26 protein-coding genes and 1 pseudogene are annotated in these 22,656 nt (G+C 43.1%); 13 read left to right on the top strand and 14 right to left on the bottom strand.

The features are described from left to right. Positions 1 to 363: 363 nt before the first annotated feature. Positions 364 to 591, top strand: coding sequence for a hypothetical protein (locus ATH33_RS04030; protein ID WP_037995961.1), 228 nt, complete (start codon positions 364 to 366; stop codon positions 589 to 591). Positions 592 to 641: 50 nt separating this feature from the next. On the opposite strand, the gene ATH33_RS04025 is transcribed toward ATH33_RS04030, so the two are convergent. The 7 genes from ATH33_RS04025 to ATH33_RS03995 form a co-directional block, all read right to left on the bottom strand. After that, positions 642 to 1,307, bottom strand: coding sequence for a hypothetical protein (locus ATH33_RS04025; RefSeq protein WP_147437062.1), 666 nt, complete (start codon positions 1,305 to 1,307; stop codon positions 642 to 644). Continuing rightward, entirely contained in the window at positions 1,282 to 2,181 is a 900-nt protein-coding gene (locus ATH33_RS04020) for an ATP-binding cassette domain-containing protein (RefSeq protein WP_121874094.1), read from the bottom strand. The genes ATH33_RS04025 and ATH33_RS04020 overlap by 26 nt, the downstream gene beginning before the upstream one ends. After that, positions 2,171 to 2,554 (bottom strand): GntR family transcriptional regulator, encoded by a 384-nt coding sequence (locus ATH33_RS04015; protein WP_062843023.1) that lies wholly within the window; start codon positions 2,552 to 2,554, stop codon positions 2,171 to 2,173. Before ATH33_RS04015 ends, ATH33_RS04020 begins: the two co-directional genes overlap by 11 nt. A gap of 229 nt (positions 2,555 to 2,783) precedes the next feature. Continuing rightward, positions 2,784 to 3,509, bottom strand: a complete 726-nt coding sequence (locus ATH33_RS04010) for an ABC transporter permease (RefSeq protein WP_062843022.1) — start codon at positions 3,507 to 3,509, stop codon at positions 2,784 to 2,786. A gap of 36 nt (positions 3,510 to 3,545) precedes the next feature. Then, positions 3,546 to 4,295 (bottom strand): ABC transporter permease, encoded by a 750-nt coding sequence (locus ATH33_RS04005; RefSeq protein WP_037995947.1) that lies wholly within the window; start codon positions 4,293 to 4,295, stop codon positions 3,546 to 3,548. 2 nt (positions 4,296 to 4,297) lie between these two features. Further along, a complete protein-coding gene (locus ATH33_RS04000; protein ID WP_037995944.1) occupies positions 4,298 to 5,209 on the bottom strand; it encodes an ABC transporter ATP-binding protein in 912 nt (303 codons plus the stop codon). 103 nt (positions 5,210 to 5,312) lie between these two features. Continuing rightward, positions 5,313 to 5,711, bottom strand: a complete 399-nt coding sequence (locus tag ATH33_RS03995) for a hypothetical protein (protein ID WP_037995942.1) — start codon at positions 5,709 to 5,711, stop codon at positions 5,313 to 5,315. Between the two features lie 298 nt (positions 5,712 to 6,009). Here ATH33_RS03995 and ATH33_RS03990 point away from each other — a divergent pair, with 298 nt between their 5' ends. Beyond that, complete coding sequence (locus ATH33_RS03990; RefSeq protein ID WP_231564608.1) at positions 6,010 to 6,225, top strand: DUF4083 family protein; 216 nt, start codon at positions 6,010 to 6,012, stop codon at positions 6,223 to 6,225. A gap of 27 nt (positions 6,226 to 6,252) precedes the next feature. Here ATH33_RS03990 and ATH33_RS03985 read toward each other — a convergent pair whose 3' ends face one another. Beyond that, on the bottom strand, positions 6,253 to 6,705 hold the full coding sequence (locus ATH33_RS03985; protein WP_138614971.1) for a hypothetical protein: 453 nt from the start codon (positions 6,703 to 6,705) through the stop codon (positions 6,253 to 6,255). Positions 6,706 to 7,214: 509 nt separating this feature from the next. Here ATH33_RS03985 and erm point away from each other — a divergent pair. The 3 genes from erm (at position 7,215) to ATH33_RS13950 (ending at position 9,099) form a co-directional block, all read left to right on the top strand. Continuing rightward, a complete protein-coding gene (gene erm / locus ATH33_RS03980; RefSeq protein ID WP_037995939.1) occupies positions 7,215 to 8,018 on the top strand; it encodes a 23S ribosomal RNA methyltransferase Erm in 804 nt (267 codons plus the stop codon). An 86-nt stretch (positions 8,019 to 8,104) separates the two neighbouring features. Beyond that, complete coding sequence (locus tag ATH33_RS03975; RefSeq protein WP_062843020.1) at positions 8,105 to 8,728, top strand: LysE family translocator; 624 nt, start codon at positions 8,105 to 8,107, stop codon at positions 8,726 to 8,728. 206 nt (positions 8,729 to 8,934) lie between these two features. Beyond that, positions 8,935 to 9,099, top strand: a complete 165-nt coding sequence (locus ATH33_RS13950) for a D-glucuronyl C5-epimerase family protein (RefSeq protein ID WP_082240689.1) — start codon at positions 8,935 to 8,937, stop codon at positions 9,097 to 9,099. 516 nt (positions 9,100 to 9,615) lie between these two features. On the opposite strand, the gene ATH33_RS03965 is transcribed toward ATH33_RS13950, so the two are convergent. Beyond that, positions 9,616 to 10,362: a PIG-L deacetylase family protein gene (locus ATH33_RS03965; RefSeq protein WP_037995935.1), complete on the bottom strand. Its 747-nt coding sequence runs from the start codon at positions 10,360 to 10,362 to the stop codon at positions 9,616 to 9,618. Between the two features lie 64 nt (positions 10,363 to 10,426). Beyond that, complete coding sequence (locus ATH33_RS03960; protein WP_037995932.1) at positions 10,427 to 10,849, bottom strand: hypothetical protein; 423 nt, start codon at positions 10,847 to 10,849, stop codon at positions 10,427 to 10,429. Positions 10,850 to 10,988: 139 nt separating this feature from the next. Between ATH33_RS03960 and ATH33_RS03955 the strand changes: the two genes are divergently transcribed. From ATH33_RS03955 to ATH33_RS03945, 3 genes are all read left to right on the top strand, one after another. Further along, entirely contained in the window at positions 10,989 to 12,356 is a 1,368-nt protein-coding gene (locus ATH33_RS03955) for a hypothetical protein (protein ID WP_062843019.1), read from the top strand. Between the two features lie 18 nt (positions 12,357 to 12,374). Beyond that, on the top strand, positions 12,375 to 13,907 hold the full coding sequence (locus ATH33_RS03950; RefSeq protein WP_049720118.1) for a cell wall-binding repeat-containing protein: 1,533 nt from the start codon (positions 12,375 to 12,377) through the stop codon (positions 13,905 to 13,907). 151 nt (positions 13,908 to 14,058) lie between these two features. Beyond that, positions 14,059 to 15,261, top strand: a complete 1,203-nt coding sequence (locus tag ATH33_RS03945) for an MFS transporter (RefSeq protein ID WP_062843017.1) — start codon at positions 14,059 to 14,061, stop codon at positions 15,259 to 15,261. A gap of 50 nt (positions 15,262 to 15,311) precedes the next feature. Here ATH33_RS03945 and ATH33_RS13945 read toward each other — a convergent pair. Both ATH33_RS13945 and asnB read right to left on the bottom strand, forming a co-directional pair. Beyond that, a pseudogene (locus tag ATH33_RS13945) lies at positions 15,312 to 15,578 on the bottom strand (helix-turn-helix transcriptional regulator); the annotation flags it as partial. Positions 15,579 to 15,582: 4 nt separating this feature from the next. After that, positions 15,583 to 17,406, bottom strand: coding sequence for an asparagine synthase (glutamine-hydrolyzing) (gene asnB, locus ATH33_RS03935; protein ID WP_049720117.1), 1,824 nt, complete (start codon positions 17,404 to 17,406; stop codon positions 15,583 to 15,585). 428 nt (positions 17,407 to 17,834) lie between these two features. Between asnB and ATH33_RS03930 the strand changes: the two genes are divergently transcribed. After that, positions 17,835 to 18,485 carry a YhbD family protein gene (locus ATH33_RS03930; RefSeq protein ID WP_121874093.1) on the top strand — a complete coding sequence of 217 codons (651 nt, stop codon included), beginning with the start codon at positions 17,835 to 17,837 and terminating at the stop codon, positions 18,483 to 18,485. Next, positions 18,478 to 19,185, top strand: a complete 708-nt coding sequence (locus ATH33_RS03925) for a bactofilin family protein (RefSeq protein ID WP_049720116.1) — start codon at positions 18,478 to 18,480, stop codon at positions 19,183 to 19,185. The genes ATH33_RS03930 and ATH33_RS03925 overlap by 8 nt, the downstream gene beginning before the upstream one ends. Positions 19,186 to 19,219: 34 nt before the next feature. On the opposite strand, the gene ATH33_RS03920 is transcribed toward ATH33_RS03925, so the two are convergent. Continuing rightward, positions 19,220 to 19,780, bottom strand: coding sequence for a thioredoxin family protein (locus ATH33_RS03920; protein ID WP_121874091.1), 561 nt, complete (start codon positions 19,778 to 19,780; stop codon positions 19,220 to 19,222). A 175-nt stretch (positions 19,781 to 19,955) separates the two neighbouring features. On the opposite strand from ATH33_RS03920, the gene ATH33_RS03915 reads away from it, so the two are divergent. From ATH33_RS03915 to ATH33_RS03905, 3 genes are all read left to right on the top strand, one after another. Continuing rightward, positions 19,956 to 20,429, top strand: a complete 474-nt coding sequence (locus tag ATH33_RS03915) for a thermonuclease family protein (protein ID WP_181733375.1) — start codon at positions 19,956 to 19,958, stop codon at positions 20,427 to 20,429. Positions 20,430 to 20,520: 91 nt separating this feature from the next. Then, on the top strand, positions 20,521 to 21,606 hold the full coding sequence (locus ATH33_RS03910; protein WP_170151224.1) for a DUF2157 domain-containing protein: 1,086 nt from the start codon (positions 20,521 to 20,523) through the stop codon (positions 21,604 to 21,606). Next, the gene (locus ATH33_RS03905; protein WP_062843014.1) at positions 21,603 to 22,154 is read left to right on the top strand and encodes a GDYXXLXY domain-containing protein; all 552 of its coding nucleotides are present in this window, start codon (positions 21,603 to 21,605) and stop codon (positions 22,152 to 22,154) included. The genes ATH33_RS03910 and ATH33_RS03905 overlap by 4 nt, the downstream gene beginning before the upstream one ends. Positions 22,155 to 22,188: 34 nt before the next feature. Here ATH33_RS03905 and ATH33_RS03900 read toward each other — a convergent pair whose 3' ends face one another. Next, positions 22,189 to 22,605: a GNAT family N-acetyltransferase gene (locus ATH33_RS03900; RefSeq protein ID WP_121874089.1), complete on the bottom strand. Its 417-nt coding sequence runs from the start codon at positions 22,603 to 22,605 to the stop codon at positions 22,189 to 22,191. Positions 22,606 to 22,656 lie beyond the last annotated feature (51 nt).

The following is a 22,656-nucleotide window of genomic DNA, read 5'->3' as shown; positions in this document are numbered from 1 at the left end:
TTAAATCGTAAATGATTAAGGAGAGGTTGTCAAATTCAAGTGTTTTGAGGTTCCCTTGATGCGACCTGTTGCACCGGATCCCAGATATCCATGCAGCGATCACAAGATCCAGCCGGACCATTCTGTCTGTGAACCGGCGGTTGAAGATTTAAAACACACAGGAAAGATCCAGCATGAATGTGTTTTATCATCCGTATGGCGACACGTATAAGATGTTGAACCAGTTGTCCGTTTGAAATCTGTTCCTCTTTATTTTTCGTGCTGAATTTTGTTTGGGATGTTGTTATTCACACCTTATTGACACTGAGGGACAAGCCCGTTAACCTGAACGATATTCCAACAAAAAAGGAGGAAGAGGGATTAGTGAAAGGGAAGGATGTCATCGGCTTTCTCATTCCTTTTGCCATCGTGCTCATCATTGTGCGGGCCGCGAACTTTTTTGGTTTTTGGAAGGTTGTGTCCATCATTTTAGGAGCCATTATTCTCGTATCAGGAGCCATCTTTCTGTTGTTCCTGATCCTTAAATTGCTGGTTTGGATTCAAAAAAAACGCTTGGCAAAGCAAAGAAGGGATGAATCCCAGACGTCATGAAAAGGCAAAGAGACTCAGGCAACATGCGGACCTGAGTCTCCCGGATTCATTTACAACTTCACGGCGATTTTCTTTGTTAACTGGCGCAATAAGGTGAGAAAGAGGACAATGACCGCCACAGAACTCAATACATTCAGCCCAAGCGAATATTTTTCGCTCCATTCCAGTGCTGAAACAGAAAGAAGGAAAAAGGCAATAAATCCGATTCCGGCGATCCAGTGGAACCGGTAAAAACCGACTGCGATCAGGTAGCCTGCCAAGTAATAGAAAAAGATATTAAGCAGATATTGAATCACCAGCCACCCGTTTCCGTTCAAAAACTCGTCAGACAGCAAATGAGACAGCTGGAACATCTCCAAAATCCCGTATTCCAAATAAGTGAGAATCACGGCGAAGAAAGCGATCGTAGCTGTCAGCCCGAGCGCGGCAATCATCGAACCGGCCCAAAAATCTCTCCGGGTGACTCCCTGTCCGACATAATAAGACAGGAATCCGTTGACGGAAATAATTGCGATTATGATCATATAAACCTTTGCCGATGGAAAAAGATGCACCAAAATCCCTTTCACCGCGGTATCATCACCGATTGTAAAATAACTGGAATAAAGATGTACGATGTGGATAACCAACGCAAAAACCAGATACCAAACCGTCCATTTCATTTGTTCCAAGTACATGTCTTTGGCCACTTTAGGAAATACGGCTGTTGGTTTCATATGCATCCTCCTTGCCTGTTAAATGAATAAACAGATCTTGCAGGGAGCAGGTCCCGGTTTCCAATCCTTGTTTTTCGGCTTCCAACCGGAGAACTTCATGGAAATCCCCGAACACAATCACCGATTTTGTATTTCCGAGCTGCTCTTCATTCAAAATCTTCCGGCCTTTGGTAAATTCATCAACCGTCTTGGCATCCCCCGTGACAGTGAGCCCCTTGGAAATCAAGGTTTCATAGTCTTCGTGCAGCAACAGTTTGCCCCGATCGAGAATCAACACTTCTTCAAACAAATAATCCATTTCAGACACCAAATGGGTGGATAAAATCATGATCCGGGGATGTTTGGCTTGGTCTTTCAACAATTCTTTATAAAACAATTCCCGGGTCGGAGCATCCATGCCCAGATAAGCCTCGTCGAAAATGGTGATGGGCGCCCGGCTGGCCAGTCCGATGGTCACATTCATCGCTGATTTCATCCCTCTTGAAAGTTTCCTGACTTCTTTGTTTAAAGGAAGTTGGAATTTTTCAACCAGCCGGAGTGCATAATCCATATCAAAGAACGGGCGGAACTTGGCTGCATTCTGAATGAAGGTGGAAACTTTTTTCCGCTCTTCCTTGTAATCTTTTTCGTAAACCAACGCAACATGAGGCATGATCTTCGGGTTTTCAAACGGCGGTTCCCCACCAATCCGGATCGATCCTTCCGTCGGAAGACGAAAAGACGACAAGAGAGAAAGGAGGGAGGTTTTTCCGGCTCCGTTCCGGCCGAGCAAACCATAAATCTTTCCGCTTTCCAATCGGAAGGAAACATTTTTGAGCGCCTCAAAGTCTTTGTATCTCAACGATACATTGTCAAATTCCACTTTATAATTCATTCTTCATCCCTTTCCTTTCTTTTTTGATCAGTGCAAACACTTCACTTTCCGTGATCCCCAGTTTGTGGGCTTCTTGCACCAAAGGGACGACAAATTCATCCACAAAAGCCTTTTTTCGTTTTTGGATCAGTTTTTCTCTGGCCCCCTTGGCCACAAACATGCCGATGCCCCTTTTTTTATAAAGAATTCCTTCCTCAACCAGTTGATTGACGCCTTTGGAGACCGTGGCGTGATTGATCTTATAAAAGTTGACCAGTTGCGTGGTGGAAGGAGCTTGTTCGTCTTCCTTCAGCTGTTCGTTGACAATCATGTCCTCGATTTTTTCCCGGATTTGCAGGAAGATCGGTTTGCGGCTGTCCAGCTTCCGGCTCAATTCATATCACCACCTTTACTCCCATACTAACCTCGTTAAACGGTTATATACTTGTGTGTATAAGTGTAACAGTAATTAAGAGTCAGGTCAACAGGTTTTGTGGCTGATTTTGGATGAGGATCGAAAAAAGCCTGATGGAAAAAGGGGGAACCGGTACAAGAAAACGTTCCAAAAACCAAGAAATAAACCCATAAACCAAAAAATGGCCCATGGGTTTTAAAACCGGTTTTTAATGATTGGATTTTTGTTTGATAAAGAGTGAGATTCCGCCAATCAAAAACAGAATCAGCCACATGAGAACAATGATCAATACTTGAATGTGAAAAGAACGGAGCAATATTTGGTTCGTTCCGACCGCCGGGAGAGCCCAAGGGTAAACATACCCCAACCAAGTGTATTTTTTTGAACCGATGATCAAAAAAACCGGAAGGATGAGTAAAATATTGAGAATGACTGATTGTACATAGTTGCTCCAATATGCGCATACTGCCAAATGAAATGCGGCCAACGGCAAAATCCCTATCCATCCGAGAACCAGGCATTGAATCAGCAAGGCCCATGGAAACGGATGATTCAACCGGGCGAATTCCCCGATGACAGCAAACTCCGACAAGGCAATTACCTGAGCCAATCCCAATAAGAGGACAAGCCACAGATACTTGGATAAATACAGTTGTTTCCAAGAAACAGGACAAGTTAAAGCTCTAATCCAATTATGTCCTTCATGCTCCACCTTACACAGATTGGCTGCCAATAATACGGAAAGGATTGGAAAGAAGATGGTTGGATAAAAGTAGTTCGCCATTCCCCAAGCCATCAGCCAATCATTGGTCGCTTGATAATTTTCGGATACAAACCGGGCATAAATGAAGATCCCATAGGCAATCGGAACCAATGGAAGAACCAGAATCAACCGCCAAATATTTGTTTTCCGTATTTTCATCCATTCAACCATTAATAAATTCCCCAATCATATCTCCCTTTCAGTCGATTAATCAAATTCTTTTCGGTAAAACACAGTAATTCCGATCACCAGCCAGATGGCGCCAAACAAAACAGATAACAAGAGGATTTCCCAGTTAAGCAATGCACTCGTTTCCCCAGGGGACAAAGCCTGAACCGACAAAGGCGGAGAGGGGAGGAACGTAGACCAAAATCCCCACGGTGTCCACCAACCCCATCCTTTAAAAACAGGGGCAAGAATAATTGAGGCGATTCCAAATGAAATCGGCACAGATTGGTTCTTGCTGGCCATGGATACGCATAATTGAAAAGCCACAAAGGGGATGGCCAGAAGAAAAGGGGCATACACATAAGAAAACAATTGGCCGATGGTGACAAGGTGTTCAACATCGTGCAATTCAGCCATGATGTATATGCCAAAAACAAACAAAAGCCCCATAACCAAGGTGGTGGCGAATCCCCAGAAGAATTTGGCAACATAGATTTTCCATTTCGCCAAAGGCATGGCAAAAAGAAACTTCCACATATTCGAAAACTGTTCCATGTTGACGATGTAGGCAATGAAGACAGGAACAGTGAAAGCGATGATTTGCCATAAGTATCGGCTGGTAAGTGACAAGATCAATCCCCAACCCTGTTCTGGAGAGTGGCCTTTTTGCAAATAGTACCCAAGGGCAAGTGTGAGGAGAAAACAGGTCACAACAGGAACAAAAATGAAAAGCCAAATGACCCAACTACGGCGGATTTTAATCCATTCGTTGATAACAGATGAATTCATGATCAATGATCTCCATTCTCCAAAATCTGAAAAAACATTTGTTCCAGCGAGTTTTCTTCTTCTTGGAAGTGATAAATGATAAAGTGATGGTCGATGAGTAATCTTTGTAATGAATTAATTTTTTCCGTCGGCAGGGAGTCGATATAAATAAACTCATGATCCCGCGAAATGGAATAGTGATGTTGCTTCAGCAATTTTTCCGCTTCGTCCAACCGGTCTGTCTTCATTTTAAACTGTTTTTGGTTTTGTTTTTTCAAGTCCGCAAGTGATCCCTGAAACAAAAGCCGGCCTTGATGAATAATACCAACATGGGAAGCCATTTGTTCCACTTCACTCAACAAATGGCTGGACACGAATACGGTCACATTAAACATCTGCGGAAGTTGTTTGATCAATTCCCGGATTTCTTGTATTCCGGATGGATCCAGACCGTTTGTCGGTTCATCAAGAATGAGAAAGTCCGGTTGATTCAGAAGAGCCATGGCGATTCCCAGCCGTTGTTTCATACCGAGCGAATAATCTTTGGCTTTTTTATGTTTTGCATCTTCCAAATGAACCATTTTCAGCACTTCGTCAATCCGTGACGGAGGAACTTTAAGCATCCGGCGGGCGATATCCAAATTTTCGTAACCATTTAAATGTCCATAGTAGCCGGGGGTTTCCACCAAACAGCCTACCCGGCTCAGTATGGAAATGCGATGTTTGTGAAATTCTTTCCCGAAAATCCGGACCGTCCCCTCCGTCGGGCGGGTAAGTCCCAAAATCATGCGAATGGTTGTTGTTTTCCCGGCGCCATTCGGGCCCAAAAAACCGTAAATTTGTCCTTTTTCAATTTGTATGTTTAACCGGTTTACAACCATTTGGCCGCGATAAGCTTTCGAAAGATTTTCGGTTTGTAAGACCATGTCTTCCATAGGATCCTCCTTAAGTTGACAGATAGTTAAAACCAGATAAGGAACTTGGGATAGAAGGGTTAAAGTTTTGAACATTCATGTTTCGGGGATATTCAATTATCCATCAACTTTTTTCACCGGCTTGGTAGTTTATGCAAATCACACCTGAGCAAATGAAGATGAATCCGGATATAAAAAGAACAGTCAGAGGATTACCTCCGTTTGCTAATCCGTTGGCAAAGTCGTGGGTTGCACCGCCTGCACACCAAAATCCCAAAATGATACTAAGCCATCCGCTAAGTTTTGAATGAGCTTTTAGCTGTTCAGGCAGTGAATAATACATATGGAATAAAGTGAGTATAAATACGATCCAGAAAAACGGAACGTAGGATTTTGCAGTTTCTGCGATGCTTTCATTAAATAGATAATCACCGAATAAAACCATTACCGAGGAACCGAGTGTAATAAAATCACCGAAATAATTTAAAACAAACAAAACAGAAGGTGCTCTCAGTGAAAACATGTAGTGACCCCCTAACTGAATTATAGATACTGAATTTTTAACTCCTTGGTTGTTAAAACCAGTGTTTTTCCGTGGAAGCCATAATCTCAATCCTGTGTTTTCCCTGTAATGCCCGGGGCGGGTGATTTATGCTGTGGAACAATCGGCAGAGAAGAATTACCCCTTTTGGATGATCAACAAACACAAGTATTAAAAATATTCGTAAACCGAATAATTTTTATGGTATTTGCAGGAGGGAAAGCGGGAGTTTAAACAGAAGGGATCCATGTCATTGATTTTTCAGAGGGGATTACTGGATATGAACATCTTTAATTTGATTTACAATTTGGTGCTCATTGGTTTGGTTATTTTATTTTTCGTATCGTTTGCAAAGTTTGTTTACACCATCGTGAGCAGCTTGAAACAAATGGTGGTAATGACTCGCCAGATCAATCAGAAATTGGATCAGATCCTCTGTCATTTGGAGAAAAAGAAGGATGAACCAAAGGAGCAACCGGAAGAAAACCGCCCTTAGACAAACCGTCTAAGGGCGGTTTCAGTATTAATGATAGCGATACCAGACTTTCCATCCCTCATTCGTTTTGGCCACGAAAACTTGTCCTTGCGACAAGCTGGCGCTGGGGAGGAACTCCGGAAAGAACAGTTCCACCAGCAGGGATTTTCCGGCAACTTCTTTTCTGCATTGTTGTTCGGCGATGCCGGAGTAGGGGGAAGATTCGGGAGCCTTGAGGGTAAGGATTCGTTTGACCTCATAATTTTGGTAACGGGAATCGTCGCCATAGGTTTCTTGAATCAATTGCGGAAGGACATCGCGGATTTCTTTTTCCGCGTTTTCATCCGGTTGGATCAAATCCTCCGCTTTCGGGCACTGTTCCGAGGTTGCCGGCTGATCTTCCGCTGCTGACGGAAGGGAAGAAAAACCGGTTGTTCCGGCAATGGCCAAGCCCAGCAAAAAGCAGAACAAACCCTTTCCGATTAAAGAAATCCGTTTCACTTTTTCACTTCCTTTATGGTTCATTTGAGGAACAAATGTCCCCAACTTAATTTTATAATATCCATTTCGCGAATCCATCTCACCTTTCGCACCAATGGACAGGATCAACCGAAAAGTTTCAGGCGGAAGGAAGGGGGAAATGAACTTTTAAGGTTGATGAAAACAAACATCCATGTTAGACTTTACCGTGTTATTCCATCAAGAACGAAGGAGGATTTACCTGAAATGTATTTCTGCAGACTCCGATTCCAAGCTTTGAACAACTGATTTTAAAAAGTTCAAAGCCCTGCCTTGTGCAGAGTGAATCGGGATCAGTCTGCCCTTTTTCAGGTAAAACCTGTGCATATGAATAGATAAAAAAGGGAGGGGAATCCCCTCCCTTTTTTTGCTTTCATTGCCGACATCCCGCCAAGCCGGAACCACAGGCTTGGTGTGTCTTCGTGCGCCTGAAAAACAGGCTCATCTCCGCATTTGCTTTGCACCGGGCAGAATGCGGAAGGTGAGATAATATGAGTAAAAAGAAGTTAAGAAAAAATTTTCCGGGACAACATTTAATGAAAAGTAAACGGCTGGCAGCGGGCATTGTGGAGATGTCCGGAGTCGGCCCGGAGGATCAAGTGGTGGAAATCGGTGCAGGCAAAGGAGCTTTGACCGTTCATCTGGCGCAAAAAGCCAAAAAGGTCATCGCCATTGAAAACGATCTTTCTTTTGCAAAGATTTTGCGGGAAGAAATGAAACCACACAGGAATGTCAGGGTGATTGAAAAGGATTTTTTGGAAGTGAACTTGCCCGATAAACCGTATTCGGTGGTATCCAATATCCCTTATTCCATCACCACCCCGATATTGAAAAGATTGATGGACCGGCCTGAAAATCCGTTTCAAAACGGTTTGCTGGTGATGGAAAAAGGGGCGGCCAAACGCTTCACAAGCCATCCTTCCACGAACCCGCGCATTCTGGCTTGGCGGATGTATTTTGATTTAACGATGGGAAGGACCATCGCCCGGTATCATTTTGCACCGCCTCCCAAGGTGGATTCGGCCGTCTTGTTTATCAAGAGAAAAGCCCCTCCCTTGATTCCCGTCCGGTTTCGCACTTTGTTTTTTAAACTGGCGTCATATGCCCTGAAGCATCCGGAGTTGCCGGTCGGTGAGGTTTTCAGAGGGATTTTCACGGCACCGCAAATCACGCATCTTGTGAAAACGTTGAAGAAGAGCCGGAATACGCCGGTCGGACGGTTAAGCGACACAGAGTGGGCCGTGGTTTTCCATACCATGGTCCGGCATGTCCCGCCGTACCGCTGGCTGAAATAGCCGAAATAAAAAATCCTCCTGAAAAACAGGGGGATTTTTTAATATAATGAAAAGCGATTTTTCATGGAAAGGAAGTACGCCTGCTCATGGACATGACCAATGTTCTCTATTTTCTGCTGGCTTCTGTTGCACTCACTCTCATGCCGGGACCGGATATTCTTTTTGTGGCAACGCAAAGCATGGTGCAAGGAAAAAAAGGGGGAATCATGACAGCGCTCGGCTTGTGCACCGGTTTGTTGGGGCATACGGCCGCCGTGGCCGTTGGAATTTCCGCTGTCATTTATCATTCGGCGCTGGCATTTCAAATTCTCAAGTATTTCGGCGCGGCTTATCTGCTTTTTTTGGCATGGCAAGCGCTGAAAAGCTCCGGCACCGGTCCCGTGAAGCAAAAAACCTTGAAACAAAGCGCTTTTGCCTTGTATAAACGGGGAATCTGGATGAATTTGCTCAATCCCAAAGTATCCATATTCTTTTTGGCTTTTTTGCCGCAATTTGTTTCACCTCACGCGGGATCCGTCACTCTTCAATTCATCGGGCTCGGAATGTTGTTTATCTTTCAGGCATTAACTATCTTCAGCCTGGTCTCGGTGGGAGTCGGTGCGTTGGGGGAAAAATTTTTGCAACCCTTCATCCGTTCCCGGAGCGTTCATTGGATCGAAGCCGCCATTTATACAATTTTAGGCCTTCGCCTGGTGTTTATGGAAAAATGATTATTCCCGGTCTGCCGGGACAAATGTAAAAAAACCTCTCCATTACCGGAGGGGGATTACTCACCTTACGTTTTAAAGCCCAAACGGATTATTCATTAATGGAAACGACACAGATTTGTATGGTTAGCGCAGGTAACAATCCTTCTTAGGTTACTGGATCCAGATACCATTTCTCTGATCAATACTTGGGACGGCGCCAAAAGTAAATGAAAACCGAAGTGGATCAACAATGGGTGGTGATGTTTGAAAATAGTTATTATTGGATTGAAGAATATCATAGAAAAGTATTAAACGGATTTATCTTTGCCATCTATGGCCTGTATAATTATTACCATCCAACGAAATATAAAGAAACAAATTCAATGCTCTAGGCATCCTTGTCCATAATCTATGATCATCTTACAAAGTACCGGAAAGAAGAGATTCGAGTATGTACTGTCTCAAGAATGATTACCAGTCGCTTCATTACTTAGTCTATATCGAACAATTACAATCACTAAACCATATGATGGGAGACTTATTTCTTAGAATGAGTGAGAAATTTCACGATGTTTTGCGTGGACTTCCTGCTAAGGCGAAACGGAATGTTGAGTAGATTGTTGAAAATTAAATGAATGAAAATTTAAAGCATTTTTAAATAACCAATCATAAAACTTTAAAAATTCACTAGATTGTGTCTAAAATCATTTTTTTAGAGTGTTCACTCATCATGCGTAAATCTGGCATAAAATCCCGTGAGGATAATCAATAGTTATCAAGATAGAGAGAAGAGTAAATATTATGGTTCACTCGCCGAACAGAAAAAGCTGACTCCTCCATCTGTAAAAAAGGTTATTTTTCCATAAATTATTCGATTCCTGATTCAAAAAAAGAGCGAGGATTTCCCCTCACTCATTTGGTTGATGTAGATAGTGAAATGGATTGTCAAGAAGTTTTTCAAACTGTCCTGCTACAGAGTGATAGCCAATTGCATAAGCACCAAGCAATGGTGCCCAAGCGGAATAACAACGACAAGCATTGATTAACTTTTGCTGGATAGTGGAATCAGTTGGTGTATCTTTCCAACCTCCACCGGGAATCGGATCTCCTTTGGATTCAAGCTGCATACGTGTGGCCATTGAGATGATAAATCGAACATAATAATTGATTTCTCCTTCATTATAAAGATCCAGCAGAGCTTGTCCGACATGTGCGTGATCAGGATGCACATCATGATAAGAAAGAGTGTAATGGTCAGCATCCGGGAACATTATAATATATTTTCGAATGATTGCTTTTGCTTCGTCATATTCAAGCGTTTCTTCCTTTGAGGGGTTATCGAGATATTCCACAAATTGATTTTCCCGGGGAACACCCAATTGTGTACAAGCATGATGGAATTCGGTGACTCTTGCCTGTGCTAAGGTGTCTTTCGTGAGCGGTTCGTATCCTTCAAAAGAAGGATTATGATATCCTTTCCAGTAGCCGGAATATATTTCGCCATTAATCGCTTGCAAAGCGCTTGTTAAACGGCCTCGTGTCATCAAAACGACATAAGTAGGACGAGATGCAGCAACGTGCTCGGCAATCGTTATACCCATATTTAAGGTTTCATCATCTGCATGAGGTGCATAGAAAACAACAGGTCTGCTCATGATGTAATCCTCCTTAAGATGTAAAAAGAATCTTACGGTTTTATTCAGCTAGATAAGGAGAAATTTATTCTATTTCTTCAGAATTTAATTCTTTAGATTTATTTGTATGGCCCATAAATTCGAATAGTTTTACGAAAATATATACAAACAAAGCAGAAGTGGTTGAAAAGTATGCGAAAATGTTAGGGGTATCTATTTGTAAAATCCATCGGTCAGCAATAAAACCAAACAAACAATAAGAAAAGAATGCAATTACATGTTTCCATAGACTATTGAATGACCGTAAAAGCAGATCGGTTACATAAGAAACTGCTAGGCCATAAGTGAATATCCCTAATCCGCCATATAAAAAAGAAAGAACAAACATCACTTCAAGGATAGAACCGTCCTCTTGAGGAGTATCAATGACGCCAAGAAACATATAGTAAATTGCAAATAACCCTGTGGCACATAATAATGCAAGCAATCTTTTTCCGATATTTAGCATAATCAAACCCCCTTTATTTCGTAATAATAAAAATTATATAAAAAATACTTATTATAAACAATATATTTTTGATTAATAATAAAATTGTTTTTTAAAATAAATCTGTTATAATATTTCTGTACAAAAGGGGGATTCGAATATGAAAAAGTGGTTTCTTATTTTTATCTCATGCGTTTTGGTTTTTTCATTCAGTTTTTTCGGGTACTCTGATTGGACATCTGCAAATGAAAAATTAAATCCAGAAATAAAAGTGGATGAAAATAACTTACGAATTTCGTTCAATTCAGTCGGGGATAAAGTAACAATTCAAAAAGATGATGATCAAGAAAAGGAAATTAAGATAAAAAAAGGCATAAAAGCTACCCTGGATTCAACATCTAACCAATTTGAAATGACTAACTTAGATAGCAATACGCCTGTCAAACTAAAAATGAGAGCTTATGACCAAAGTAACAGTATTATTGATGAAATAAGGATTGAAACGTCAACTCTGAGATCAGAGAAAGATAAACAAGACTTGGAGGATAATAGACTTAAGAATTCCCATTTAATTACTATTATTCGTAAGAATCAAATTAATTTGAATTGGAGTGGTATTCCTGATGACGATAATACTTATGAAATTTATAAAGAAGGAACACTCATTGACACTGTAAAAGGAAATGAATATATTGATAAAAATCCTGATGTCAAAAAGAGCGAAGTTACATATCAAATTGTTGGGAAAAAGAAAATGAGCGAAGCTGAGATTGAAAAAGCAAAAAAAATTGCCAAAGAAAACCATATTTTTATTCCAAAGAGTAAAGAAAACGAAATTTTTACAGAGACAGCAACTCTAACTAAACGAGTTACCATGAAAGAAAGCGAAAATAACTTAGCGAACGATAAAAACGTTTCTTCTAATTACATGGGTTATGGTTATTTATTCAGATACCAAACTTTTATCCCTCTATCAAAGGCTCCAAATCCTAGTGGTACAAGAATTACCAAAGGGTATAAGAGCTTTGCTGGAGATAATAAGTATAAGCCGGAATGGTGGGGAGATGAAGGCGGAAAGTATCGAACCCGTGTCGATGTTTTAGCACGATTTGATACGAGCCCAGCAAAAGCATATTTTGGGACACGTCATGCTAACCTTACTGTTGCTTATAATAAATACGGTAGTGTAGCCGGAGTTGCCCGAGCAAGTATGGACAAAGTTTACTTTTATAAACGACAATCAGGAAGTGATTCTGGAGGACGCTATGTGCAATTTGGTTATATCCATCAAGTTGGAAACCCGTTAGCTAATCCTGGTCCAGATATTGACTATCAATATTCAGCAAAAGTTTATGAAAATGGAGTATTTACTGCTGTCGGTTATCAAGATAGAGCTCCTTCACATGAACTATGGATGGTAAATATTCAAGGAGATAATGATATCCGAGTCCACTATAGTAAACACGAAGGTTTCGACTGTTTAATTCCAGGATTATGTGCAACAAAATCATGGAGTTATTCTTATTGAGAAAGGAGTATCTAAAAATTGAACCATAAAAAGGCTGGGTTGATCTATATACTTATGTTTTCACTTATGTTATCAGTATTTGCTTTTATTCATCAAGCTTCAGCTAATGTAGATTCTGTGACATATAAAGGAACCTTGAATGGAAAAAGAATGCACGTTTACAAATTTACCACTGTAGAGAGTGGAACTTTGAATATTGAAGATATCGGAACAGATCCGACAATTGGAATTTCGCTACAAGATATAAATAATCCCGAGAATAGATATGCTTCGGGTGATATGTTACCTGCTGGCACCTACGAATTTACTGTTTATACCAATGAAGATATTACGAGCAAATATAACTTAACTTTAAGTGGAGTTGTTTTCTCTGGGAATCCGGATACAAGCTTGCCATCGTTATCAATTACAAGTCCTTCATCCTATGATTTTCGATTATCTAAAGGCTATACAACACTTAGTGGAAAGGGTTCAACCGATGGTATTGCAACCGTTGGGATCAATGATAAGAGCTATAACCTTCCTAAAGGAGAATTTACTCAATACATGAGTTTTCATTATGGAAGAAATCTCGTTGAATTTGTGTCTTCCAATGAAAATGGAAATACAATCATGGACCCTTATATAGTAACTGTTCCTGGTGTTCAAAGATTAAACGGATTAAGTCATGGTGAAGTAGCATCCAGTATTAGTAATTTGATGACAAAGATTTTTAGGGAAAACCCAGACACTGTTATTATTGCACGTTCTGATGCTTATGGAGATACATTGGGCAGTGTTCCGCTTGCTGTAAAAGAGAAGGCACCCATCTTATACACTACGAAATCCTCTTTAGATCCTAGTACGAAAAATGAGATTCAGCGTTTAGGAGCTACGAAGGCAATTATTTTGGGTGGGACTGGCAGTATTTCCTATGATGTAGAAAGTGAACTAAAAGCGACTGGGATTACAACTATCGAAAGAATTAGTGGAGCAAATAACTATGCCGTTGCTACAAATATTGCCTCACGTGTTCTTGATGACAATACCGACACAGCCATAATTACACCTATCGAAAACTTTGCTGATACATTGTCTGCATCATCTATTGCTGGTTATTCTCAAACACCAATTTTAACAACATCAAGTAGTAATTTATCTACTGAAGTGAAGACGTTTTTAGAAAAAAATACACAAATAAATCATTTTATTATTGTAGGAGGTTCGATCTCTTCTAGTGTTGAAGCGCAACTAAAATCATTTGGAACAGTAGAGAGAGTTTCGGGGAGCAATCGATTTGAAGTGGCCAATAATATGGCAGAAAAATACTTTGTTGATCCTTCCGTTTCTGTAGTTGCTGACGGTACAAACTATCAACAAGCTTTAGCTGGTTCCGTTTTAGCAGCTAGAAATGGGGGCCCCTTGATGCTTGTTACTCCAACATCTACTCCAAATGAAACCTTGGCATACTATGAAAAGTACACTCTCGGTTTAGATGCAATATACTTTCCTGGAGATACTAGCTCAATATCTGATTCCACTATTCAAACATTAAATAACTATATTCATTAAAAGGTGGTCTTTTTTGGACCACCTTAATTATTCCTTCATTGGAGAAATCATAGATTTACGAATAAATGTTATCGAGCTCTTAAGAAAGAAATAATTATTTAATCAAAAAAAGTTTCAAAATGCTTTCCAAAAAACGGGAGGAACCGGTTCGTTGAAAAGAAGGCAAAGGTTTCGTCTGCTTTTGTTGTGGATGTTTCTGTTCCTGGGGTTCCAAACCGGTGTATGGGCGATGTTGTTGGACGATTTGGTTTCTGATTTTCATCTGTCTCCGGGTCAACTGGGGATGGCATTGACGCTTCAGTCCGGGGCCGGACTTCTCAGTTTGTGGTTGGGAGGGCGGATCGCGGACAAAGCAGGCAGGAAGCCGTTGGCGTTGCTCGGGATCGGCGGGACGGGAATATTTTTCATTTCTCTTGCGTTTGTCGAAAGGGATCCGGCCTTATTGGCGGTATTCTTTGCCGGAGGGATTTTTATCAGCTGGTATGACATGATCGCCAACACATTGGGCGGGGATTATGAACGCAATTATTCATCGTACGTGATGACGCATCTGCATGCCGCATTCAGCGGAGAGGCGGCTGCCGGGGCATGGGCTTCCGGTTTGTTGCTGGCCCGGGGAGTAACTTATACGAAGATTTATCTTTTGACTGGATCGGCTTTGGTGCTGTTGGCCGTGTTGTTTCTGATGGTTCCGTTGCCAGGCAAATCCGGTGAGAGCAGGGAAGATGGCGGGGATTTCGCAGGAGAGAAACAAAGACCCGGACTTAAAAAGGGACTGTCCGTGATTTTGTTTGCTGGCACCATGGTCGCACTCTGTTTTTTTATCGACGGATCGTTGGAAGGTTTTCTGTCCCTTTACTTGCGCGGGTTTCTTCAGTCCGGCCCGCTGTTGGGAGGAATCGGGATCGCATCTTTGCATTTTTCGGCAATGATTGGACGCTTGAGCAGTTCCGCCTTGATTGAGAAAGCGGGGGAAAGCCGTATTTTAATCTTCAGCGGGCTCATCGCTTCTGTCGGGATCGCTGTGGTCATACTCACGTCCAGCCCGGTTGTGGCCGCTTGCGGATTGCTGGGGGTCGGGTTTGCTCTTTCACCGGTTGCCCCCGTCTCGTTTTCGCTGGCTTCCCGTGCCATCCCCGGACGGGGAGCCCGTTCTGTTTCCATTGTAACGGGGGCCGGGTATTTATCCTTTATCGTGGGGCCGGTGCTGATCGGCCGGGTGGCGGAAATCGGTTCTTTGCAAACCTCCTTTGGTTTGTTGCTTGTCTCGTCGGTGATGATTCTGTTTTTGGCAGTCACGGGACTCGCCTCGGGTGTGACCAAAACAGGAGGAAGACCAACCTTAAGGAGATAACCTTTTGCGATACCCGGACGGACTGATTCCAAACTTTTTTTTCCAAACGCCCGTTCAAAAGAAGAAAGGCTGTTGAACCCGGACTCCAAAGCGATGGAGAGGATGTTTTTTTGGGAATGACGAAGCAGCTGCTCTGCCAATTGTAATCTTTGATCCCGGAGATATTGGCCCGGTGTGGTTCCGACATGTTTTTGGAACAAGCGAATGAGATGATATTTGCTGATTCCCGTGACTTTGCACAAATCGTCCAAGGTGACGGGGGATTTGCCGGCAGAAAACCAAAAGGCTGAGTGCCTTGCGACACTCAGCCTTTTCATGAGACTACAGTTTCAAGGAGATATTGTAGTCTTTCATCCATTTGTTGACTTGGAGGATATATTCCATCATTTTTCCGACTTCAAACGGAGATTTTTCAAAGAGATTGTCGGAAATGTGACGGATTTTTTGTTTGTCCAAAAGCACTGCAACCGGCGCTTGCGGATCTTCGATTAATTCATTCAACATCTTGCGGATGTTTTGATAGTAAACCGGATCCGTTGTGGACGGATATGCACTTTTCTTGCGGGTGCGCACTTCTTCCGGCAGATAACCTTTGAATGCACGGCGCAACAGGCTTTTTTCGACTTTGTCGACGGTTTTTATCGAATAAGGAATATTGAATAAGTATTGAACCAACCGGTAATCGCTGAACGGAACACGCGCTTCAAAACTGTTATGCATGCTGATGCGATCTTTCCGTTCCAACATAAACGGCAGGAAGCGGGTGATGAAAAGGTAAGACATTTCCCGTTGTTTTTCTTCGATTCCCGATTCCCCGTCCAATTTCGGAACCTCACTGACCGCTTCCTGGTATCTGCGGTTTCTGTGCTCCTCCGGCTGGAGCGTTTTGATCGCCTCTTCATTCAAAACATCTTTGAAGTAGCGAATTTGTGCGCTCCACGGGAACGTTCCGGAGAACAAAAATTCATCCTGATGGAACCAAGGATATCCGCTGAAAACTTCATCTGCGGATTCTCCGGAGAGCGTGGCTGCCGCATTTTTCTTCATTTCACTGAACAACAGATGCAACGATGCTTCCATTTCACCCAGTGCCGGCAAGTCGTGTGCCTCTACAGGGAGGAATACATGTTCCGTCAACTGATCATGGTTAATGATGACAGTATGGTGATCGGTATTTGCATATTCCGCAACGATTTTAACATACGGCTCATCCCGGCTGACATGCAACAAGTCGGCTTTGAAATGTTTGTCGCTTCCGGCAAAGTCAAGGGAATAGGTACCGAGTTGTTTTCCTTCTTCCGCCAAATACCGGGCAGCCATGGAAGTGAGACCACTGGAATCCAATCCGCCCGATAACATGGAGACGACCGGGGCATCGGCGATCAATTGGCGTTTCACAGTGTCTTTCAGGATTTCCCGGATTTTTTCAACAGTGGTATCCACATCGTCTTCATGCGGTGTGCTTTCCAATTTCCAATATTGATGATGATCGGCTTTTTCTTTTGTGAAAACAACGTAATGACCCTGTTTGACTTCCTGAATTCCGCGGAACACACCAAAACCGGGGGTGCGGATGGGTCCCATTCCGAAAAGTTCGCTGAAGCCTTCGACATCCACTTCCGGTTTGACTTCCGGATGGGCCAGGATGGCTTTCAATTCGGAACCAAATAAAACTCCGGAATTATGTACTTTGTAAAAGAGGGGTTTGACTCCGATGCGATCCCGGGCCAAAATCAATGCCTGGCGACGTTCATCCCAAATGGCAAAGGCAAACGCCCCGTTGATGCGCTGGATGAAATCTTCTCCCCATTCCAAATAGCTGTGCAGCAAAACTTCTGCATCCGATTCCGTTCCAAAACGATGTCCGAGATTTTCAAGTTCTGCTTTCAAATCTTTAAAGTTATAGATAAACCCGTCAAAGGAGAGTACGATGGAATGATCCCCTGAGCGATAAACCATCGGCTGTTTTCCACCGGCAGGATCGATGACAAAGAGACGGCGGTGACCAATCGCTGCACGTTCCGAAAACCAATAACCTTCATCATCGGGACCGCGATGTTGAATCGCGTTGGTCATTTTGCTTAAAACATTTTGTTCTCCCGACAAATCTCTTTCCCAATCAATCCAACCTGCAATTCCACTCATGAATGAATCATCTCCCATAAAAGAATCAACAAAATTATCGATATATTTAATTATAAAACAAGAAGAAGAAAATAAAAATATTTTTTTACATATTTATATAATATTCTATGTGAAATATTAAAAAAACCGCTTTTTGAATGCGTTTTATGTAATTTATCATGAAAACAAGTAAAATTTTTACATAACGCAAAACATATGGAAATGCAGGGGGAGGATTGGCAAAAAAATCCGGTTTAGCTCCCAAAGAACAGGACGCAAAAGCCGTCCCGACAAATTGCAAAAGGCAACGAAACAAACCGTAACCGTCGGCATCATGCGCTGCAGAGGAAAGGGGGTTTGAGTTCTTGGGCTGAAAACAAGAAAGGGCATTTGCCCTCTTTTTTGCGTAACAATGTTATGTTACAATGATGACGAGGAGGTGTCGGGAAATGGATCAAGACTTAATTTCAAAAAAAGACCTGTTGAAAGAAACTGGCATTTCATACGGACAATTATACCGTTGGAAACGAAAAAACTTGATCCCGGAAGAATGGTTTATCCGCAAATCCACCTACACCGGGCAAGAAACATTTTTCCCCCGCGATAAAATACTGCAACGGGTCAATAAAATCATCAGCTTAAAAGACGATTTGTCCTTGGATGAGATTGCGCAAATGTTTTCTCCCCGGTTTATGGAAATCTCTCTTACGAAAGAGCAAATTCAAGAGAAAAAGATTGTTTCGGATGTTGTGCTTGAACTGCACCTGTCCGCCCATGATCAAGCCAATGTTTTCACCTTGGAACATCTCTTTTATCTCTTTGTTCTGGATCAGTTGCTTGAAACGGGCGAAATCACCCTGGACGAAGGAAAATCGCTTTATCAGTTTTTGAAAAACAATTATCACCGGTTTGAAAAGAAAAATGCAGAGTTATTCGTCATCCGCAAACTGGGGGTCACCTCTTATATTTTGGTGAATGAAATCAAAGAAATTTGTTTTGATGACCGTGTGAAAGTGCTCCTGCGCATTTCGCTTGCAGAGGAATTGGAAAAGTTAAAAGGGAAAATTCAACATTTCGGATGGGGAGATGCAAATGAGTGATTTACTGATCAACGGGTACGGAAATTTTTCGGGCGGTACATTCGAAAAGGTCCGCATCAACGGATTGGGAAAAGTAAATGGCGACCTGGATTGCCGGTTGTTTATCACAAACGGGGACAGTGTCGTGGAAGGAAACGTGCAAACACAAACGGTCAAAGTCAGTGGTTCGTCGGCGATTGAAGGGAAACTGAAGGCGGATGAAACAAAAGTGAATGGCCAATTGACGACAGAAGGGGATGTGCACACCCAAAACATCACGCTCAACGGGACCGCCCAAGTAAAAGGAAATTTCATCGCCGACCAGGCAGACATCCGCGGAACCTTAAAGGTTGACGAAGACTTGGAAGCAGAGTCCGTGGTGATCAAAGGGGTTTTTATCATCAAAGGGCTGTTAAATGCCGGAAACATTCAAGTGGAATTGCTCGGCAATGCCAAAGCAAAGGAAATTGGCGGAGAGAAGATCGTCGTCAAAAAGAACAGCTTTGCTTTAAACAAATGGCTGAAATCCTTTTTTGCCGACAAAACATTGCAAGCCGAAGTGATTGAAGGGGATGATATCGAATTGGAATACACCCACGCCGGCATTGTCAGAGGAAAAAATGTGAAGATCGGCCCCGGCTGCAAAGTGGACGTGGTGGAATACCAAAATTCGTTTGATCAACATGATCAAGCGGAGGTCAAAGAAAGCAAGCAAGTCTGAGGATGCCGCCCCGGACTTGCTTGCAGGGGCGGCTTCATGCTTGCTTCCATTTAATATTGCAACCCAGACTGGGTTTTTGTGTGACCGTCACCGGCTCACCGTTAATGATTTGATCCAATGCGGCACGGATGGATTCGCCGGTCACCGGAATGTCATTCCCCGGGCGGGAATCATCCAATTGCCCCCGGTAAACACATTTCAGATCGCCGTCAAAAATATAGAAATCCGGCGTGCAAGCTGCTTGGTAAGCCTTGGCTGTTTCCTGGGTTTCGTCGAATAAATACGGAAACGGGTATTGGAGTTTTTCTGCCACTTCTTTCATTTTCTCCGGCGAATCATCCGGATATTGCTCCGCATCATTGGCGTTGATGGCGACAAAGGAAATTCCTTTCGGAATGTAAACATTGGCCAGTTGCACCAACTGATTCTGAACATGTTTTACATAAGGACAATGGTTACAGATAAACATGATGACCGTGGCAATGGAGGATTTTACATCTTGTAAGGCCACCGTTTTTCCGGACACCGCATCCGGCAATACAAAATCCGGGGCTTCTTTTCCGAGCGGGAACATATTCGATTCCGTTTTCGCCATATCCGCATCCACCTCTTTATGTTTTTTCCGTATTATAACATTTCGCTCTCTCCTAGAGGAAGATGCAAAGAGGGAACGGATTTTCGTCAAAAAATTCTAAAATAAACAAGGATTTATGCTATAATAACGTTAAAGCGATGAAAGATTCGCAGAGAGGATGGGCTCTTTGCCACCGGTGAACAAAAGAATTCCGATTGAAGTTGTGCGGGTGATTGACGGAGACACTTTGAAAATCAAGAGGAATCAAAAACTGGAACGGGTCCGGCTTCTGTATATTGATGCCCCCGAGCTCAATTCCGCCAATTTGTTGGAACATTTCAAAGCGCTTGAGGCCAGGAAGTACATTGTCAGTCTCATCCATCGCGGCCGGAGTGTCACCATTGAGCAAGGCGCCTTTAAGCGGGATCATTACGGCCGGATCCTTGCTCATGTTTATGTGGATGACATGCATTTGCAACCGCTCTTGCTGAAAAGAGGATTGGCCCGTTGCGTAATTCCGAACCGGGCGCGAAAATTAAAGTCGGAACGGAAATATCTGAAAGAGTTTCGGCGTTTGGAAATCATGGCGCAAAAAGCCGGGCGCGGGATTTGGGAATATGAGCAAAACAACGGCACGATATTAAGCCAGGTGAAAAGCATTCAATCTTGATGGACAGGGATCCTCGGAAAGAGTGTCCCTGTTTTTCATTTTCGTGCGTACTGCATCATGATATAGTCAAAGCATGAAGGGGGATGGGAAGTTGCTTGAAAAGAAAATCATTTCTTCATCAAAGCATCAGTGGCTTCAGATGGAACTTTCCCGTTTTGAAGAAGCCGGAATCATCGATTCCTCGCAAGTTCAACAGATCTTATCTTCATATGAGGTGAAAGGGAAAGGGAATGCAGGTTTTAACCGCATCTTGTTGGTTTTGGGATCCGTTTTGATCGGCGTGGGCATTCTCAGTTTTATCGCCGGGAATTGGGAGGCAATTCCCCGGACAGTAAAGTTTGTGCTGATTTTGTTTGGACTGACGGGCGCTTATTTCACCGGCTGGAAACTGGAAGAATCGTATCCCAAAACTTCCAAAAGTTTTTATTATATCGGCGCGGCGATATACGGAGCAGGGATTTTTCTCGTGGGTCAGATGTTTCACAGTTCATCGCCTTTTCAACAGGCCTTTTTGGTTTGGGCCCTCGGGATTGTACCGTTGGCACTTTATTTGAAAGACCGTTTGGTGATGATCTTGTCCATTTTATTTATCGGAATATATGCTTCGCAAGCTTGGGATGCATCCGTGCCGTATCCTTACTGGGTTTGGGTTTTTATTCCGCTTTTTTACGGGTGCAATGAGCGATGGTTGAACAAAAGCCGTCAGGTGTTTTTCTTTGCCAATGCACTTTTGATCTTCTCGCTCTGGGTGACTTTCGTCTGGCGGGAATGGCACGGGGGGGTGATTACGCTCGTCCTGCTGTTGTTGGGAGTCGGTATGACGTTTCTCTCCATCCGGCCTTATGCGAAGGTGTTGGAACGGCAAGGTGCGGTTATACACGGGGTTGCTGCCATTGTACTTACTTATCCGGACTTTTGGGAAATATGGGGGGAAGTGTTTCATGCCCCGCTTTTGGGATATGCAGTCGCGGTGGTTTATCTTGCCTTTTTGATTTATTTGCTCAAAAGGAAAAAGCTTTCGGCAGAGGTGATTTCCTGCGCGCTCATTTTTCGGTTCTATCTGGATTTATCCATTGAATTTCTTCCCAAGTCACTTTATTTCCTGATCGGCGGCATTTTGCTCATTCTCAGCGGTTATTGGATTGAAAAAAGCCGGAAGAGGGGGGAAGGGAAATGACAAACATCCCCAACCGATGGTTTTGGATCGTTCTTCTCATCCCGGTCGTTTCCCTGGTTTCCATGACCGTGCAACCATTGCTTGCTTTCATGAGCGGCGAACGGATGACGCTCAAAACCATCCCGGTGGATCCGAAAGATTTGTTTTACGGGGACTATGTCCGGTTGAAATTGGAGATTGAGGAAGTGGAGCGTTCCCGCTTTGATCCGCAACTCGCACAGAAGGCTGCCCGCCATCTGCCTGACCCGGGCATCCCGGTTTACGTCTCCTTAAAACCCAAGGGGAATCACTACATCGTGGACCGGGTTTCTGAAAAGAAGCCGCCTGGTGGCTTGTATCTGAAAGGAACACTTCAAAAATCCGTTTTCCCCTTTCGGGATGAAGAGAAATACCGGGTGGATTATCAGTTGGACCGCTATTATGTCGAGGAAGGGTCCGGAAAAAAGTGGGAAGCCTTGGCCCAAAATGGCGGAGTGCTGGTTGAAGTCAAAGTGAAAAACGGTTACGGGGTGATCGTCGGAATTGAAGAAGACCCCGGCAAATCATGAAAAACACGAGCGATTTCCCGCTCGTGTTTTTGGTTTAACCGATGGATTTTTTCCTTCTCATCAGTTCTTCCCGTTTAAATCCAAACCGTTCATAAAGACTGTGCGCATCCCGGGTTGCCAGTATCATGGAGGTATCCCGCACAGCCTCATGTGATAGGAGGAATTTCAGCATCCATTTGGCCAATCCTTGCCGGCGATGATCCGGATGGATGATAACGTCACAAACCCACGAAAAGGTGGCATAATCCGTTACCACCCGCATGAAACCCACTTGCCCTTCTTCTCCGTAGACGCTGAAACACAATGAATTTTCCAAACTTTTCTCAATGATATCTCTGGTCCGGTGTTTGGCCCAATAAGTGGTTTGTAATAAACCGTAGACAGCATCCACATCCAACAAATCCTTCTGGTCACTGATCCAATAGGGTAATGTTTCGTGTCTCCATTCCATCTGTATCCCTCCCGAAAGTTCCTCTTCAGTATAATGGATGAAAATGAGTTG

Origin of the sequence: Thermoactinomyces vulgaris, from assembly GCF_003688725.1 — a bacterium.
Taxonomy (GTDB): Bacteria; Bacillota; Bacilli; order Thermoactinomycetales; family Thermoactinomycetaceae; genus Thermoactinomyces; species Thermoactinomyces vulgaris.
The sequence above is the reverse complement of the archived record's forward strand: the minus strand, read 5'-3'. Positions and strand labels throughout refer to the sequence as shown.